Source organism: Serratia sp. Je.1.23.a (assembly GCF_051129805.1).
In the GTDB taxonomy this organism is placed as follows: domain Bacteria; phylum Pseudomonadota; class Gammaproteobacteria; order Enterobacterales; family Enterobacteriaceae; genus Serratia; species Serratia liquefaciens.
The window spans coordinates 86,529-102,928 of the sequence record NZ_JBCPSR010000006.1 but is presented as its reverse complement, the minus strand read 5'-3'; the positions used below and the strand labels follow the sequence as shown (position 1 = coordinate 102,928).

Sequence of the window (16,400 nt, the reverse complement as noted above, 5' to 3'; positions counted from 1 at the left end):
GCGACTAAGGTGCCTCGCCCAGCAATTGCTGCTCCAGCCACTGCTTCAACGCCGGCGTCGCCGCCTTCAGGCTGTTCGAACCGCGAGTGATGGTGGCAATACCGGCCCCCAGCTCGTTCTTCAGCTCACGCTGGCTCATCTCACCGCGCATCAGTTCCTGAATAATCCGCACCCGCGTCCCCAAAGCCGTTCTTTCGTCCGGCGTCAGCAGCAGTTGCAGCAGCGGTTGATGCAGATCCTGGGCGAACGAATTCTGCAGCAGCGCGACAAAGCGCAGCCAATCCTCATTGCCTTGTTCTGAAAGAGCCGGGTCGTTAAGCGATAATTGCGTCATGGCAAGCCACCATACTATTTAACTAGTACAGCAGCATACCATAGCGCCGCAAAAATCAATAACGCCTCTGCCACTCGGCATCGGTCAGCACCTTGGCCGGACGATGCATGAGGTAGCGATAAAATGCGTCATAGGCCAGTACGTTCTTCACATAAGAACGGGTTTCCGAGAACGGGATGCTTTCGACAAACGCCACCGCATCTACCCGCCCTTCGCTGTTGCCCAACCAGGTATTCACCCGCGATGGACCGGCGTTGTAGGCCGCCGATGACAGAATGCGGTTACGGCCGAACTGCTGGTACACATACTCCAGGTAGCTGGTACCGATGGTAATGTTAACCCGGGGATCAAGCAGCTGGCTTGGGCTTGAGTAGCCGGGAATATTGTACATCTGCACCGTATGCTGCGCGGTACGCGGCATCACCTGCATCAGGCCGCTAGCCCCTACCGGTGACTGGGCTTTCGGGTTCCAGGCGCTCTCCTGACGGGCTATCGCCATGGCGTAGCTCGGCGTGATCCCCTTGTCATCGGTCGCGGCCCGGAACTCTTGCGGCCAGGCTACCGGGAAGCGCTCTTCAAGGTGATCCCACAGTTTGCCAACGATGGTTGCCTGCACGCTGAGATCGGCCCATTTTTGCTCGAATGCATAACGCGCCAGCGCTTCCTGTTCCGGACGACTGCGGCTGGACACAAACGAGGTCCACTCGCTGCGCGCCAGATTATCCATATTCCAGTACATCAGTTCGCGTACCCGGGCAATCTCCGGTCCGTCCACCAGCGAAGCGCGAGGTTTCGCCGCCACGGCCACCATTACCGGGTAAGGCTTATTCAGTTTCTGCGCCGCCACCATTGGATAGAAGCCGCGTTCGTTCATCAGGCGACGCAGGATCTCTTCACCTTCACTGCGTTTGCCTTCGTCCAGCAGCAGGCTTGCACGCCAGTAACGCCACTCGTCTTTATTGCGAGACTCCGCTGGCAGGCGAGCCAGCCAGGTAGCCACCCCCTGGCGATCGCCATTGCCCAATGCCATACGCACACGACGTTCCAGCAGAGCCGGAGACTGACTGCGCAGGATCACCTTATCGCGCCATTGGGTCTGTTCGAAGGTGGCATCACTGCCCATCAGGCGCCAGGCCACCGCCTCTTCCAACCCCAACTGCTCGCTGTCGCTCATTTTCTGCAGGCGCACCAGCGTCGGGATCATCGCGCGAGCATTTTCTACATCCTGGCGCGCCAGGCGTTCAAAAGCGATGCCGGTCGCGGCACGGGTAAAATCTGTTGGCCCTACGCTACGGGCAAAGGATTCTACCGTGGCCGGATCGTTTTGCAGACGCACCAACGCATCGCCCATGGTTTGGTAATCTGACGGCAACTGACGGTACAAGCTGTTGACCAGGCCGCTGTTGCCCTCTTTCAACGCCAGCTTCATACGCTCCAGTATCGCCGATGGTGTCTGTTTGCCGGAGCCCTTCCAGACGCTGAACAGCTTGTCACAGGAGCCCGGTAACGATTTACCGCTCATCCAAACGTCTTCAGCACCGCTCCAGGCCGCCTGTTGATCGCCGGTGGCCCATTTGGCGTAGTAGTAATTGCAACGCGCAGCTATAGGTTTAGGCGCCTGTGGGCTAAAGGCCAACAGAGTCCGCCAGTCTTCACGCCGTGCCAGCTCGTTAACAAAGCGCGGGGCCAACGATTTGGCCGGCGGCAGCGTCGGATGCTGTTTGATAAAATCGTTCACCTCGGAGAAACCAGCCTGACTGAGATCTTGCGTCAGCTCACGGTATTCCAGATAAGGGTATAGCGGGTAATCACGCAGCGTCGGCATCAATTGCGCCACGACGTCCATCTGCTTACTGTCCCACGCCTGTTTAATCTGCAGGTAACGCTGACGCTGGGCGTCCAGCGAGTCCGCCAATGCGGCGCCTGAGAATGCCGTCAGGCACAGGCCCACAGCCAAAAACCGCCACTTGTCTACCTTGACCATACTGACTCTTTCCTCGCTAATGCTGATGGTGTTGCCAGAGCCGATTCCCCCGTTGCCGCGCTACGCCAGCAGCCAACGGACAGTGAAACGGCTCTCCGAGTGTTTCGCGCTCTGTCGTGGGATATCGCTTCATCCGGCACGCCAGAACAAAAGGAGGCGCTGAGTGACTGGCTCAGCCATCTACCATAGACAGCGCGATCGCTTATCCATTCACTACTGTAGATGAAGTTTATCGTCACGAAGGGCTTCAGGTAAAAAAGGTTTACCCTCGCTGACAAATAAAATAAAGCCGGCGCCAAAGACAGCGTATTAATCATTAACCCGAGGTTAACACTGGAAACGAGCAGCTCATTTATTATTAATAAGCGCTGCCGACAATAAGATGAAGTCATCTGAAATAATTAGTCATGTAGGATATATTTCCTGGCCGACGACAACGCCGTTGCGCAAATGCCCCAAACCTCAGGCCGGGCGGGCTAACTTTGCAGAAAACGCCTGGCAAACCCTGACGGACGTTTTTATACTATTAAAAAAAGGTAAGATAATTCTGAGAAAACGGCACATAAAGCGCGCAACCGGGATATCTTATAATACAATCCGCGCCAATAATGGGTAGATAGTGTTCATCAGGCAGTGCGATTGACAGTTTTCAGTAAGGCAATTATCCCTTCGAGCGGGTCAGGCTTCTCATTGTTATGTTGCCGCATCGGTACTGCGGATCTGGGCAGGAATGGCAGATGAAGATGGCAAATAATGCCGCGTGGTTAGCGACCTGCGCAAAAAATTCTCTTGCGAGTTTCATTTGCGCACGTCTGGACTACGGCCGCCTGTTGTCGCTGGTGCTGCTCACCCTGCTGGCCTTTCCCGGTTCAGCCCGCCCCGAAACCGGTGATCCTTATCAAAATCGCATCCATGCCGTCACCACCGTGGTGGTAGGCATTATCAGCTATGCCCGCTGGCCCAGCGAACCCAATCCGATCCGACTGTGTGTGACGGCACCTACCCAGTATGCCGAAGGCCTGTTCGATCCGATCCTGCTTAGCGCTCCGCGGCCCATTAAGGCCGAGCGCGTATCCTTTGACAGCCCGCTGCTGAGCACCGGCTGCGATGTCATTTATTTGGGCAATATTAACGCCGGCCAGAAACAGAATTTTATACAGCGTATCAGCGGCCATTCCATTCTCAGCATCAGCGAAAACGATGTTGAATGCTCGGCCGGCAGCGCGTTCTGCCTGCAAATCGAAGGGGATACCGCAAGTTTTAAAGCCAATCTCGATGCGCTGGCACGTAGCGGCGTGCGCGTTCACCCCAACGTGCTGCAGTTGGCACGCAAACAGGCGCCCCCGCTATGAAGTGGTTGCGCAAGAACCGTTCGGGTCAGTCACGCCCTACGCTGGGCCGGGTACTGCAAAGAGTACACCTTGGGCTGGCGCTGATTGCCGTGGGTACTGCGGGGATCTTCCTGACCCTGGTGGCGCTGTTCGCACTGCGCGCCTATGCCAACCATAACCTGCATCTGATCGCGCGCTCCATCAGCTATACCGTTGAAGCCGCCGTGGTGTTCGAAGACCGTGCCGCCGCCCGCGAAGCCCTGGTGCTGATCGCCTCTAAAGAGGAAGTGTCGGAAGCCAGAATTCTGAACAACAACGGCAAAGTGCTTGCGACCTGGCACCATCCCAAGGACGGCCCACTGCACGGCATGGAGCAAGTCGTGGCGCACTGGGCGTTGCCACAACCGGTGATCCTGCCGATCACTCACGAAGGCAAAGAGGTCGGCAAAGTGTGGCTAAGCGGCCACGGCGGCAGCCTGCTGCGTTTTTTGCTACGCGGTATGGTAGGCATGATCGCCTGTCTGGTGCTCAGTACCCTGTGTGCGCTGGTATTGTCGCGCCGCATGTTGCAGGGGATCGTCCGCTCGCTGGACGATATCGCTAACGTGGCGCATGCGGTACGGCGCGATCGCGCCTTTGGGCTGCGGGTACCTTCGGCACCGATTGCCGAACTGCATGAGCTGAGCAGCGACTTTAATGGCCTGCTTGACGAACTGGAAGCCTGGCAGGCGCACCTGAAACAGGAGAATGACTCGCTGACCCACCGGGCGACCCACGACAGCCTGACCGGCTTGCCAAACCGCGCTTTCTTCGAAGGCCGACTGAGTCGCGCGCTGGGAGACATCGAGTCACCCGAAAAACTGGCGGTGCTGTTTATCGACGGCGATCGCTTCAAGGAAGTTAACGACAGCTACGGCCACGCCGCCGGCGACGTAGTGCTGACCACCATTGCCGGGCGTATCCGCGCGCAGCTGCGCGAAAGCGACCTGGTTGCACGTTTAGGAGGTGATGAGTTCGCCGTACTGTTGGCACCGGTCCACACTACGGAAGATGTACTGCAGATTGCCGATAACATTATCGACTGCATGACCCAACCGGTGATGTTACCGAACGGCGAAGAGGTCATTTCCTCTTTGAGTATCGGTATTGCACTTTACCCTGAACATGCGGTGACGCCTCAGGGGCTCTTGCACGAAGCTGACGATGCGATGTACCAGGCCAAGCATCGTTATAACGGAGGCTGGCGGCTGGCAATACAAAAATAAAGCCCCGGCTATAAAATAAAACTAGGGATTTGATTATGATACAGCAAACACTAAAAAACCGTTTTTCACTGCTGACGATGATGTTTATCGCCCTGCTGGCGCTCGCCGGCTGTCAGAGCAAGCCGCAGGGCCTGACGCCCGAGCAGATTGCCCTGTTGCAGTCGCAAGGGTTCAAACTGACGGATAACGGCTGGGAATTTGGCCTGTCCGACAAGGTGCTGTTCGGCAACAACGTGGGCAAGCTGAACCCGGAAAGCACCGACACGGTACAGAAAATGGGCCGTGCACTGATGAGCGTCGGCATCACCAAATTCCGTCTGGACGGTCACACGGATAATTACGGTGAAGACAGCTATAACGACCAGCTCTCGCTGCGCCGCGCCAATGCGGTGGCCGACCTGCTGGCCAGCGTAGGCATCCCACGCGCTAACATCGAAACTCGCGGCATGGGCAAACGCGACCCGGTCGCCGATAACCGCACCTCCAGCGGCCGGGCGGAAAACCGCCGCGTCGCGATCGTCGTCACTCCTTAAGCCACCAATATGCGCCTTCACGGGCGCATAACCGGTTATACTTAGCGATCGCTGAGTGATGTCTGGGATCCGCTTTCGAAACGGGCTACACTCCGCAGCCAGACATCCTATAAAAACTGATATAGAGAGGCTAGAGCACCGTGGCTCAATACGTCTATACCATGCACCGCGTCGGCAAAGTGGTTCCGCCGAAGCGTCATATTCTGAAAAACATCTCACTGAGCTTCTTCCCTGGCGCCAAAATCGGCGTGCTGGGTCTGAACGGCTCGGGTAAATCTACTCTGTTGCGCATCATGGCCGGCATCGACACCGATATCGAAGGTGAAGCTCGCCCGCAGCAAGGGATCAAAATCGGCTACCTGCCTCAGGAGCCGCAGCTGAATCTGGAGCACACCGTCCGCGAGTCGGTCGAAGAAGCGCTGGCGGAAGTGGTCGGTGCCCTGAAACGTCTTGATGAAGTGTACGCGCTGTACGCTGAAGAAGGCGCGGACTTCGACAAGCTGGCCGCTGAACAGGGCCGTCTGGAAGAAATCATTCAGGCCCATGATGGACACAACCTGAATACCCAGCTTGAGCGCGCCGCCGATGCGTTGCGCCTGCCGGAATGGGACGCAAAAATCGCCAACCTGTCCGGTGGTGAACGTCGCCGTGTCGCGCTGTGCCGCCTGCTGCTGGAAAAACCGGACATGCTGTTGCTGGACGAACCGACCAACCACCTGGATGCGGAATCCGTGGCCTGGCTGGAACGCTTCCTGCACGACTTCGAAGGGACCGTTGTGGCGATCACCCACGACCGTTACTTCCTCGACAACGTGGCCGGCTGGATCCTCGAGCTGGACCGCGGCGAAGGCATCCCGTGGGAAGGCAACTACTCTTCCTGGCTGGAGCAGAAAGACGCACGTCTGGCGCAGGAAGCCTCTTCCGAAGCCGCACGCCGCAAATCCATCGAGAAAGAGCTGGAGTGGGTTCGTCAGGGCGCTAAAGGCCGTCAGTCCAAAGGCAAGGCGCGTTTGGCCCGCTTTGAAGAGCTGAACAGCACCGAATACCAAAAGCGTAACGAAACCAACGAACTCTTTATTCCACCTGGCGCACGCCTGGGCGATAAAGTGGTTGAAGTCAGCAACCTGCGTAAGTCCTACGGCGACCGCGTGCTGATTGACGATCTCTCCTTCGCCGTGCCTAAAGGCGCGATTGTCGGCATTATCGGCCCGAACGGCGCCGGTAAATCCACGCTGTTCCGCATGATGTCCGGTCAGGAACAGCCTGATTCCGGCAGCATCGTGCTGGGCGACACCGTCAAGCTTGCCTCGGTCGATCAGTTCCGTGACAGCATGGACAATTCAAAAACCGTTTGGGAAGAAGTCTCCGGCGGCCAGGACATCATGCGTATCGGCAACACCGAAATGCCAAGCCGTGCTTACGTCGGTCGCTTTAACTTCAAAGGCGTCGATCAGGGCAAGCGCGTGGGCGAACTGTCCGGCGGTGAGCGCGGTCGTCTGCACCTGGCCAAGCTGCTGCAGGTTGGCGGCAACGTACTGCTGCTCGACGAACCGACCAACGACCTGGATATCGAAACCCTGCGCGCGCTGGAAAACGCCCTGTTGGAGTTCCCGGGCTGCGCGATGGTTATCTCGCACGACCGTTGGTTCCTCGACCGTATTGCTACCCACATTCTGGATTACCAGGATGAAGGTAACGTCGAGTTCTTCGAAGGTAACTTCACCGAATACGAAGAGTACAAGAAACGTACGCTGGGCGCCGAAGCGCTTGAGCCGCACCGTATCAAGTACAAGAGAATCGCCAAGTAATCCGAAAGGCGCCGCATGCGGCGCCTTTTTTTATTCCCGCGCCAGCTCGCGGGCATAATCGTCAAATACCGGATGTTGCAACACCACGTCAATAAAACAGGCCAGCGCCGGGGAATTGAGCTTGCGACTGGGATAAACCAGATAGAGTTCATTGCCTTCCGCCTGCCATTCCGGCAACACCTCCACCAGCTGTTTTTGCGCCACTACCTCGCGGCTGAGAAATGCCGGCAACAAAGTAATACCCGCCCCGTAAATCGCACATTCGCGCGCGTACAGCAGATTATCGGTGATATGCAGCGTCGGCAGTTGCCAGCGAAAATACTCATCGCCCCGGCGCAGATTCCATGCGGGCCAGGAACGATGCGCGATGCAGCGGTGCTGCTGCAACTGTTGCGGATGCAGGATCGGCGGGTACTGCGCCAGATATGCCGACGATGCCAGCAAATAGCGCGGCGCATGCCCCAAACGCCGGCCAATCAGCGAGGAGTCCTGCGGTTTGCCGGTGCGTAATGCGGCGTCAAATCCGTCCTGCACCATATCCACCATCGCATCGGATACCGATACCTCCAGTGACACGTCCGGGTATTGGCGCTGAAAATCCGCCGCCAGCCGCGCCAGCAACGTCGCCCCCAGCCCAGCAGGGGTTGAGATGCGCAACCGCCCACTCGGGTTGTCACGCAGCCGTTGCAGCGCAAAATCGGCCCGTTCGGCAGCATTCAGCATCTCCTGGCAGTGTTCCAGATAGCGTTCGCCGGCAAAGGTCAGGTTGAGCTGGCGGGTGGTACGGTTCAGCAAGCGCAGGCCCAGCGTCTGTTCCAACTGGCTGATGCGCTGGCTGACGCTGGACTTCGGCAAAGCGGCGCGTTTGGCGGCGGCGGTAAAACTGCCGCACTCGGCCACCAGCGCAAACAGCGCCATATCCTGCAGCTGCTTAAACCTCATTGTTCACCTCATACGAACACTTAGTTAGTTATTGTCCATCTTATCACTCCCTCTCAAGAGGTCTACACTGAGGTTATTCATTCGAAAGGAGCACAGTCATGCCGATTAAAGCCATTGCCGTAGACCCGAAAAACCCCGCCGCCTTCATAGAGATCAGCTCGGAAAAACCCACGCCGGGTCAGTACGATCTGTTAGTGGAAGTGAAAGCGGTGTCGGTCAACCCGGTGGATACCAAGGTCCATGCCGGCCTGCAAAAAAGCGGCCTGCAGCAGCCACGCATTCTCGGTTGGGACGCCAGCGGCGTCGTGGTTGAAGTGGGCAGCAGCGTCAGCGGCTTCAAACCCGGCGATGAGGTTTGGTACGCCGGTGATATCACTCGCCCGGGCAGCAACAGCACCCAACAATTGATCGATTCACGTATTACTGCCCACAAGCCCCGCAGCCTGAACTGGGCCGAGTCTGCCGCCATGCCGCTGACGGCCCTGACTGCCTGGGAAGCACTGTTCGAACATCTGAAAATTCAGGATGCGGCACCGGGGAAAACTCTGTTGATCATTGGCGGCGCCGGTGGTGTTGGTTCGCTGGCGATCCCGTTTGCGGCACAGCGCAGTCAGGTAAAGGTGATTGCGACCGCCTCTCGTCCCGAGTCGGCGGCCTGGTGTCTGGAACGGGGTGCCGATCTGGTGGTGGACTATCGCGATCTGAAAACTAACCTGGCGCAACAGGGCATTGAGAACGTGGATTATATTCTGTGCCTGAACGATACCGACGGCCACTGGCAAGCCATCTCCGATCTGATCGCACCGATGGGCCATATCTGTACCATCGTGGAAAACGCCCAGCCGTTGGACCAGAGCGCACTGAAGCTGAAAAGCGCCGCGCTGCACTGGGAATTGATGTTTACCCGCAGTATGTTCAACACGCCGGATATCGCTCAGCAGGGCGAGATCCTCAAGCAAGTGGCGCAACTGCTGGATGAAGGGAAGCTGAGCACCACCCTGAGCGAAACGATGCACGGGCTAACGGTGCCGACGCTGACCGCCGCGCATCAAAAACTGCTCGACGGACATATGCAGGGAAAACTGGTGATTGTTTACTGATAACCGACGGGGCGCAGCCTGCGCCCCGCAGGCTTAGACTGCAACGCCAACCAGGCGGCTGGCATCGGCCGCCAACAGCTGTTTGACCAGTTCTACACAGCGCAGGAAACGCTCGTCGTAATCACTGGACTCTACGTGTACGTATTCAATGTTGTTGGCCCGCAGCATCTCTTCCAGCAAATACTGGAATGCCTTGCGATCGTTGGGATTGCCCAGGCTGCGCAACCCATCCGCCACCCATGGGGTGTTATTCTCCAGCAGGATCACCAGATCAAAGCGGTACTCGTCGATCAACGCCTGTACAAAGGGGTGCTCGCGTCCTTCGTACTTTTTGCAGAACGCCTGAGTGGTCACGAAGTCGGTATCGATAAACGCCACTTTATTGGCATATTTTACCGCAAAATCAACGTACTGCGCCTGGCCCAGGGCGATTTTGTCATAGTCGGAATACTGTAGCGCCATCTCATCCCCGCCGAGGTGCGAGAACACGTAGTCGCGGCCATATTCCCAGGCGCTGGTGGTGTTGAAGATGTTCGCCAGCTTATTGACCAGGGTCGATTTCCCGCTCGACTCGCCGCCGAGGATAGCTACGGTGCGTACAAAAAACGGCTTCACTTCGGTCGGGATATAGTCCCAATAGCGGAACGGATCCTGGCGGATTTGGCGGCCGCTGATGTTCATAAATGAACGTTCGGGATCGATCAGAATGGTTTCAATGCCCAGATGTTCGCGATAGCGCGGAGCATCCTGTGCTTCACTGGAATAGATAAAGCTCGGCACTATGGCCTTTTGCTCCAGAAAAGCTTTCACCCCGTCACTCCACACGTTCCAGCCGTGCGGATAGGGCTCGATGCCCTGTTCGTCAAACGAGTGAATATGAATGTTTTTCTGATACTTGAAGGTTTGCAGCAGCCAGCGCAGACGATCGCTGACCGTCGGCTGTTGCGACATCGAGCTGTTGTCGAACAGCTCCCGATCGCGCGGTTCATCGTGACACAGGATCACGTGCAACTCATCCACCTGGCTACAGGCTCGCTGGATCAGGTAAATATGACCGGTGTGCAGAGGGTAAAATTTACCAAACACCACGCCGACCTTTTTCTCACGGCGTGGGAACTCAAGCCCGAGGTAACGGTGCAGCGCCTCCAGCTTCTGGGCGCTAGGGCTTTTGATTTTGTCGTTTAACAGCTGGCTAAGATAGCCTTTGGTCATGCCACTGGCATCCGCCACCTGCTGCAGAGTGCAGTTCTTTTGCTTAATCGACGCCTTCAGGTAATCGAATTGCCGCATAGCCCCTCCGTTTAGTATGCTAAACAAAATAGCATAATCTGCGTACCGCGTGGCAATTAATAAAACTGTTCCAACACGTCCAGCGCATCCGCCAGTTTCTTCACGCCAAACACCTGCATATTGGCCGGCGGTTTTTTCGGCACGTTAGCGTGCGGCACGATGGCACGCTTGAAGCCGTGTTTCGCCGCTTCGGAAATCCGTTCCTGACCGCTCGGTACCGGACGGATCTCCCCCGCCAGCCCCACTTCGCCAAACACCACCAAATCGTTCGGCAATGGGCGGTCACGCAGGCTGGACACCAACGACATCAGCAACGCCAAATCGGCGCTGGTTTCACTGACCTTCACCCCACCGACCACGTTAACGAACACGTCCTGATCGGACATCTGCAATCCGCCATGCCGATGCAGCACCGCCAACAGGATCGCCAATCGGTTTTGCTCCAGGCCGACCGCCACTCGCCGCGGGTTAGACATCATGGAATGATCCACCAGCGCCTGAATTTCCACCAGCAACGGCCGCGTACCTTCCCAAACCACCATCACCGAACTGCCGGAGGTGACCTCATCGCCACGGCTGAGGAAGATGGCAGACGGGTTGCTGACCTCACGCAGGCCCTGCTCGGTCATGGCGAACACGCCCAGCTCATTCACCGCACCAAAGCGGTTTTTATGGCTGCGCAGGGTACGAAAACGTGAATCGGCGTCGCCGTCCAGCAGCACCGAACAGTCGATGCAGTGTTCCAATACTTTCGGCCCGGCCAGGGAACCGTCTTTGGTGACGTGACCGACCATGACAATCGCCACGCCGCGCGTCTTGGCGAAACGCGTCAGATAAGCCGCCGTTTCACGTACCTGCGCAACGCTACCCGGCGAAGATTGAATATCCGCCATGTGCATCACCTGAATGGAGTCGATCACCATCAGCTTCGGCTGTTCCTGCTCGGCGATCAGGCAGATCTGTTCGATGCTGGTTTCAGACAGCATATTCAGGCCGCCGGTTGGCAAGCCGAGACGATGGGCGCGCATCGCGACCTGCTGCAGTGACTCCTCACCGGTGACGTACAGGGTTTTCATCTGCTCGGACAGTTTGCACAGCACCTGCAGCAGCAAGGTACTTTTACCTGCGCCGGGGTTACCGCCGATCAGGATCGCACTGCCCGGAACCACCCCGCCGCCCAGCACGCGGTCAAACTCCAGGAAACCGGTGGAAAAACGCGGCAGCTCTTCCAGGCTGATGTCCGACAGCTTTTGCACCTTGCTGATACCGGCATCGCCGGCGTAGCCGCTCAGACGCTCATTGCGAGAAGAGGAAGACACGGCAGCCAGACGCACTTCTGTAATGCTGTTCCAGGCGTGGCAAGCGCTGCACTGCCCCTGCCAGCGCGGATAATCTGCGCCGCACTCATTACATACAAACGCCCGTTTTGCTGCTTTTGCCACGTATTACCTCTGCTTTATTACCACATTGCCGCTGACGGGCGTCATCGCCGGGTCAGGGGCCTACTTTAGCGTACTTCGTGTTTCAGGCTGCCGGTCAACACGCACAGCACGCCCATAAGATCGGCATGGCGAATCGACACCTGCGCCTTCTCATACACTTTCGGTTTGGCGTGATAGGCAATTCCCAACCCGGCAACCTGCATCATTTTCAAATCGTTGGCGCCGTCGCCGATGGCGACAGTTTGCTGCGGTGGAATACCCAGTTTTTCCGCCAGCGCTACCAGCGTATCGGCTTTGAACTGCGCGTCCACCACCGGTCCCAGCACCTCGCCGGTCAGCTTGCCGTCGCGGATCTCCAGCTCGTTAGCCACCACCGCCACCAGCTTCAGTCTGTCACGCAGATACTCGGCATAGTAGGTGAAGCCGCCGGAGGCAATCGCCACGTGCCAGTCCATCGCCTGCAGCTTGCGCACCAGGTTGGTCAGCCCGGACATCAGCGGCAGCTCGTCACGCACCTGCTTGAGGATATTGGCATCGGCGCCTTTCAGCGTACCGACGCGCTGACGCAGGCTGGCGGTAAAGTCCAGCTCGCCGCGCATCGCGCGTTCGGTCACTTCCGACACCTGCTCACCGACGCCCGCCAGTTTGGCAATCTCGTCGATGCATTCAATTTCAATCGCGGTGGAGTCCATATCCATCACCAGCAACCCGGGGGTGCGCAGGTGGGGGATCTTGCCCAGCGGCGCCACGTCCAGCCCGCTCTCCGCCGCCAGCGTTTTGGCGCGTGCCGTCAGCGTGCCCGCCAGACGCACCACCTGATAATCCTCTACGCACCAGGCAGTGACAATCACCATCGCCGCACCCAGCTTGCGCTGGAAATCGGTAATGCGCGTTTTGTTCAGTTCTCTGCCATATAATAGCCAACCGGTATGACCCGCCCGATAATCCAGCGGCATCACTTCGTCACCGCTCAGCGAAAGGGGAAGACCCGGCCATTGAGAGATCTCAGCCGGGAGATCGCAATAGGTCAGACTATTCGACATCCTTAACTCCTGAAAAAACACTGCATGATAAAACGACGCATCAAGCTATCCTATCGCCATTGCTTCTGGCAACATAAAGTGTCCAAGATGCCCAAGGAACCTGCATGGCCCGCGCTAAACTGAAATTCCGCCTGCACCGCACCGCTATTATCCTGATTTGCCTGGCTTTGCTGGTGCTGTTGATGCAGGGCGCTTCCTATTTTAGCCTGAGTCACCAATTGGCGCGATCCGAACAGGTGGAAGAACTGGCGCAAACGCTGACCAAACAGGTGGCATCCAGCCTGGCCCCCCTGATGGATGACGACAGCGACGTCGACAACCAACGCATCGACGCCATCCTCAAACAGCTCACCGACCACAGCCGCATTTTGGACGCCAGCGTCTATCAGTTGGACGGATCCCTGGTTTCCCACGCCGGTGAGCAGATAAGTATACGCGATCGCCTGTCGCTTGACGGTAAACGCGCCGGCAGCTACTTCAATCACCAGCTGGTTGAACCCATTGAGAACAAAGACGGGCCGATCGGCTTTATCCGCATCACGCTGGACACCCACGTGCTGGCGACCGAATCCAAACAGGTGGATAACACCACCAACCTGCTGCGCCTGATGATTTTGCTGGCGCTGGCCATCGGCATCATCCTGGCCCGTACGCTGTTGCAGCACCGCCGCAGCCGCTGGCAGCAGTCCCCGTACCTGTTAACCGCCAACACGCCGTTGGAGGAAGGCAATACGGTGGAAGATGACGATGACGAAAAGCCGGAAGATAAGAAAGAAGAGAAGATGCCCTAGGCTTGCTTTAAGCCATACGCTGGATGTGTTCATTCAACCCTTGAACCTGCATCAACATCTGGTCGGCAAGACCACGGAACGCCTCGCTGATCAGCTCATGCTGTGCCCTGCTCATCCACTTGATAGAGTGGAAAATACGTCTCCTCCGCCACGGCCCTGCGCAAGGCATAGCGAGTGGCTCGGCCTTTACCCATAGTCAGCACAGCTTCCGCCAACGCATGGATACGGCGCGACAGCGTCGGTTGGCTAATACCCAGCGCATCGGTGAGTGCTTTCGACGCGGCGGGCCCCTTACGCAGAACTTGCTCGAGGCTGGTCATAGATGAATAGAGGAGTGAATAGATTGATGAATAGAGTAATAGCGCTAATTACCTATAAGGTAAAGCATTTCAAGAAAATGAGGGGAGCACGATGAATAGATTAGCTGGGGCGCAGCAGAACGCTGCGCCCGCAGTATGATTAGGCTTTGTCGCCCAGCAGCACAGATTCCAACGCGATAATGATCATTTCATTAAAGGTGGTTTGACGCTCTGCAGCGGTGGTCGCTTCATGACGCAGAATGTGGTCGGAGACGGTACAAATGGTCAGTGCCTTGGAACCGAACTCTTCGAACAGCTCAGCCGCCACGCCGTAGATACCGGCCGCTTCCATTTCCACGCCCAGGATGCCGTACTTCTTCATCACCTGGAACATATCCGGATCCGGCGTATAGAACAGATCAGCGGAGAAGATGTTGCCCACACGCGCCGGGATACCCTGCGCTGCTGCCGCGTCTACGGCATTACGCACCATATCGAAGTCGGCGATTGCCGCGTAGTCGTGATCCTTGAAACGCAGACGGTTTACTTTGGAATCGGTGCAAGCACCCATACCAATCACCACGTCACGCAGTTTGATATCGTCACGCACCGCGCCGCAAGAACCCACACGGATGATTTTCTTCACGCCGAATTCGGCAATCAGTTCACGCGCATAGATGGAGCAGGATGGGATACCCATACCGTGGCCCATTACGGAGATTCTGCGGCCCTTGTAGGTACCGGTGAAGCCCAGCATGCCACGCACGTTGTTCACTTCCACCGCGCCTTCCAGGAAAGTTTCCGCAATGTATTTTGCACGCAGCGGATCGCCCGGCATCAGTACTACGTCAGCGAAATCACCCATTTCAGCATTAATGTGCGGCGTAGCCATAATTATCTTCCTTCAGAAATCATATTTAATAAAAACATCAAACATCTAAGCCTTGAATTTCGAGTTGCAGCCAGGCGCGTAGCAACAACGCTGCGGCTTGAAATACGGGGCTTAGAGCATGGATTTACCGTAATCCATCGGTGACACGCCAAAGTAGCTGGCTACGGTCTGGCCGATGTCGGCGAAGGTTTCACGGTGGCCCAACGAACCCGGTTTCACTTTCGGACCGTAAATCAGGACCGGAATGTGCTCACGGGTGTGGTCGGTGCCCGGCCAGGTCGGGTCGCAGCCGTGGTCAGCGGTGAAGATAATGATATCTTCATCTTTCACCAGTTTCAGCAGCTCCGGCAGACGGCGGTCGAACAGCTCCAGCGCAGCGGCATAGCCCGCAACGTCGCGGCGGTGGCCGTAAGAGGAGTCAAAATCAACGAAGTTGGTGAACACGATAGTGTTGTCACCGGCTTTTTCCATTTCGGTCACGGTTGCGTCGAACAGCGCGTCGATGCCGGTAGCCTTGACCTTTTTGGTGATGCCCACGTTGGCGTAGATATCGGCAATTTTACCGATCGACACCACTTCGCCGCCCTTCTCGTCCACCAGCTTTTTCAGCACGGTTGGCGCCGGTGGCTCTACGGCCAGATCGTGACGGTTACCGGTACGCTGGAAGTTGCCCGGCTTGTCGCCCAGGAATGGACGAGCGATCACGCGGCCAATGTTGTAACCGCCTTCGGTCAGCTCTTCACGGGCGATTTCACAGAGTTCATACAGACGATCCAGGCCGAAGGTCTCTTCGTGGCAGGCGATCTGGAATACCGAGTCGGCAGAGGTATAGAAAATCGGCTTGCCGGTTTTCATGTGCTCTTCGCCCAGTTGGTCGAGGATCACAGTGCCGGATGAGTGGCAGTTACCGAGGTAGCCCGGCAGGTTAGCGCGCTCGACCAGCTTGTCCAGCAGCTCCTGCGGGAAGCTGTTGTGTTCGTCGCTGAAATAGCCCCAATCGAACAGTACCGGCACGCCGGCGATTTCCCAGTGGCCTGACGGCGTATCTTTACCGGAAGAGAGTTCGCTGGCGTAAGCATAGGCGCCGATGATGTCCGCATTGCGATCCAGCCCTTGCGGGAAGGTGCCGGTGGATTCTTCCGCGGCCTTGCCCAGGCCCAGACGGCTCAGGTTAGGCAGCGTCAACGGGCCCTGACGGCCAACGTTGGCTTCACCGCGCGCGCAGACCTCGGCGATGTGACCCAGAGTGTCGGAACCCTTGTCGCCAAAACGCTCGGCATCTTCGCTCGCGCCAATACCGAATGAGTCTAATACCATAATAAATGTACGTTTCATCATGCTCTCCT

General features: G+C 57.2%; 15 protein-coding genes. 6 read left to right on the top strand and 9 right to left on the bottom strand.

Features of this window, described 5'->3' with window-relative positions; all coding sequences use genetic code 11:
- Positions 1-4: 4 nt before the first annotated feature.
- A complete protein-coding gene (gene trpR / locus AAZT04_RS19645; RefSeq protein WP_020825132.1) occupies positions 5-334 on the bottom strand; it encodes a trp operon repressor in 330 nt (109 codons plus the stop codon).
- Between the two features lie 55 nt (positions 335-389).
- Complete coding sequence (gene sltY / locus AAZT04_RS19640; protein ID WP_187962260.1) at positions 390-2,318, bottom strand: murein transglycosylase; 1,929 nt, start codon at positions 2,316-2,318, stop codon at positions 390-392.
- A 737-nt stretch (positions 2,319-3,055) separates the two neighbouring features.
- Between sltY and AAZT04_RS19635 the strand changes: the two genes are divergently transcribed.
- From AAZT04_RS19635 to ettA, 4 genes are all read left to right on the top strand, one after another.
- Positions 3,056-3,670: a YfiR family protein gene (locus tag AAZT04_RS19635; protein ID WP_122077080.1), complete on the top strand. Its 615-nt coding sequence runs from the start codon at positions 3,056-3,058 to the stop codon at positions 3,668-3,670.
- On the top strand, positions 3,667-4,914 hold the full coding sequence (locus tag AAZT04_RS19630; RefSeq protein ID WP_048762898.1) for a diguanylate cyclase domain-containing protein: 1,248 nt from the start codon (positions 3,667-3,669) through the stop codon (positions 4,912-4,914). The genes AAZT04_RS19635 and AAZT04_RS19630 overlap by 4 nt, the downstream gene beginning before the upstream one ends.
- A gap of 35 nt (positions 4,915-4,949) precedes the next feature.
- Positions 4,950-5,447 carry an OmpA family protein gene (locus tag AAZT04_RS19625; protein WP_020825128.1) on the top strand — a complete coding sequence of 166 codons (498 nt, stop codon included), beginning with the start codon at positions 4,950-4,952 and terminating at the stop codon, positions 5,445-5,447.
- Between the two features lie 140 nt (positions 5,448-5,587).
- Positions 5,588-7,255: an energy-dependent translational throttle protein EttA gene (gene ettA, locus AAZT04_RS19620; protein ID WP_041414175.1), complete on the top strand. Its 1,668-nt coding sequence runs from the start codon at positions 5,588-5,590 to the stop codon at positions 7,253-7,255.
- Positions 7,256-7,285: 30 nt separating this feature from the next.
- Here ettA and AAZT04_RS19615 read toward each other — a convergent pair whose 3' ends face one another.
- A complete protein-coding gene (locus tag AAZT04_RS19615; RefSeq protein ID WP_020825126.1) occupies positions 7,286-8,197 on the bottom strand; it encodes a LysR family transcriptional regulator in 912 nt (303 codons plus the stop codon).
- A gap of 98 nt (positions 8,198-8,295) precedes the next feature.
- Between AAZT04_RS19615 and AAZT04_RS19610 the strand changes: the two genes are divergently transcribed.
- Positions 8,296-9,297 carry a zinc-binding alcohol dehydrogenase family protein gene (locus tag AAZT04_RS19610; RefSeq protein ID WP_349526122.1) on the top strand — a complete coding sequence of 334 codons (1,002 nt, stop codon included), beginning with the start codon at positions 8,296-8,298 and terminating at the stop codon, positions 9,295-9,297.
- 33 nt (positions 9,298-9,330) lie between these two features.
- Here AAZT04_RS19610 and nadR read toward each other — a convergent pair whose 3' ends face one another.
- From nadR to serB, 3 genes are all read right to left on the bottom strand, one after another.
- A complete protein-coding gene (gene nadR / locus AAZT04_RS19605) occupies positions 9,331-10,587 on the bottom strand; it encodes a multifunctional transcriptional regulator/nicotinamide-nucleotide adenylyltransferase/ribosylnicotinamide kinase NadR (protein WP_020825124.1) in 1,257 nt (418 codons plus the stop codon).
- A 56-nt stretch (positions 10,588-10,643) separates the two neighbouring features.
- Positions 10,644-12,029, bottom strand: coding sequence for a DNA repair protein RadA (gene radA, locus AAZT04_RS19600; RefSeq protein ID WP_020825123.1), 1,386 nt, complete (start codon positions 12,027-12,029; stop codon positions 10,644-10,646).
- A gap of 65 nt (positions 12,030-12,094) precedes the next feature.
- Positions 12,095-13,072 (bottom strand): phosphoserine phosphatase, encoded by a 978-nt coding sequence (serB, locus tag AAZT04_RS19595; RefSeq protein ID WP_020825122.1) that lies wholly within the window; start codon positions 13,070-13,072, stop codon positions 12,095-12,097.
- A gap of 104 nt (positions 13,073-13,176) precedes the next feature.
- Here serB and AAZT04_RS19590 point away from each other — a divergent pair, with 104 nt between their 5' ends.
- The gene (locus tag AAZT04_RS19590; RefSeq protein WP_048762896.1) at positions 13,177-13,863 is read left to right on the top strand and encodes a YtjB family periplasmic protein; all 687 of its coding nucleotides are present in this window, start codon (positions 13,177-13,179) and stop codon (positions 13,861-13,863) included.
- Between the two features lie 95 nt (positions 13,864-13,958).
- On the opposite strand, the gene AAZT04_RS19585 is transcribed toward AAZT04_RS19590, so the two are convergent.
- From AAZT04_RS19585 to deoB, 3 genes are all read right to left on the bottom strand, one after another.
- Positions 13,959-14,183: a helix-turn-helix domain-containing protein gene (locus AAZT04_RS19585; protein ID WP_061068952.1), complete on the bottom strand. Its 225-nt coding sequence runs from the start codon at positions 14,181-14,183 to the stop codon at positions 13,959-13,961.
- Positions 14,184-14,322: 139 nt separating this feature from the next.
- Complete coding sequence (gene deoD, locus AAZT04_RS19580) at positions 14,323-15,054, bottom strand: purine-nucleoside phosphorylase (RefSeq protein WP_020825118.1); 732 nt, start codon at positions 15,052-15,054, stop codon at positions 14,323-14,325.
- 111 nt (positions 15,055-15,165) lie between these two features.
- On the bottom strand, positions 15,166-16,389 hold the full coding sequence (gene deoB, locus AAZT04_RS19575; protein WP_020825117.1) for a phosphopentomutase: 1,224 nt from the start codon (positions 16,387-16,389) through the stop codon (positions 15,166-15,168).
- Positions 16,390-16,400 lie beyond the last annotated feature (11 nt).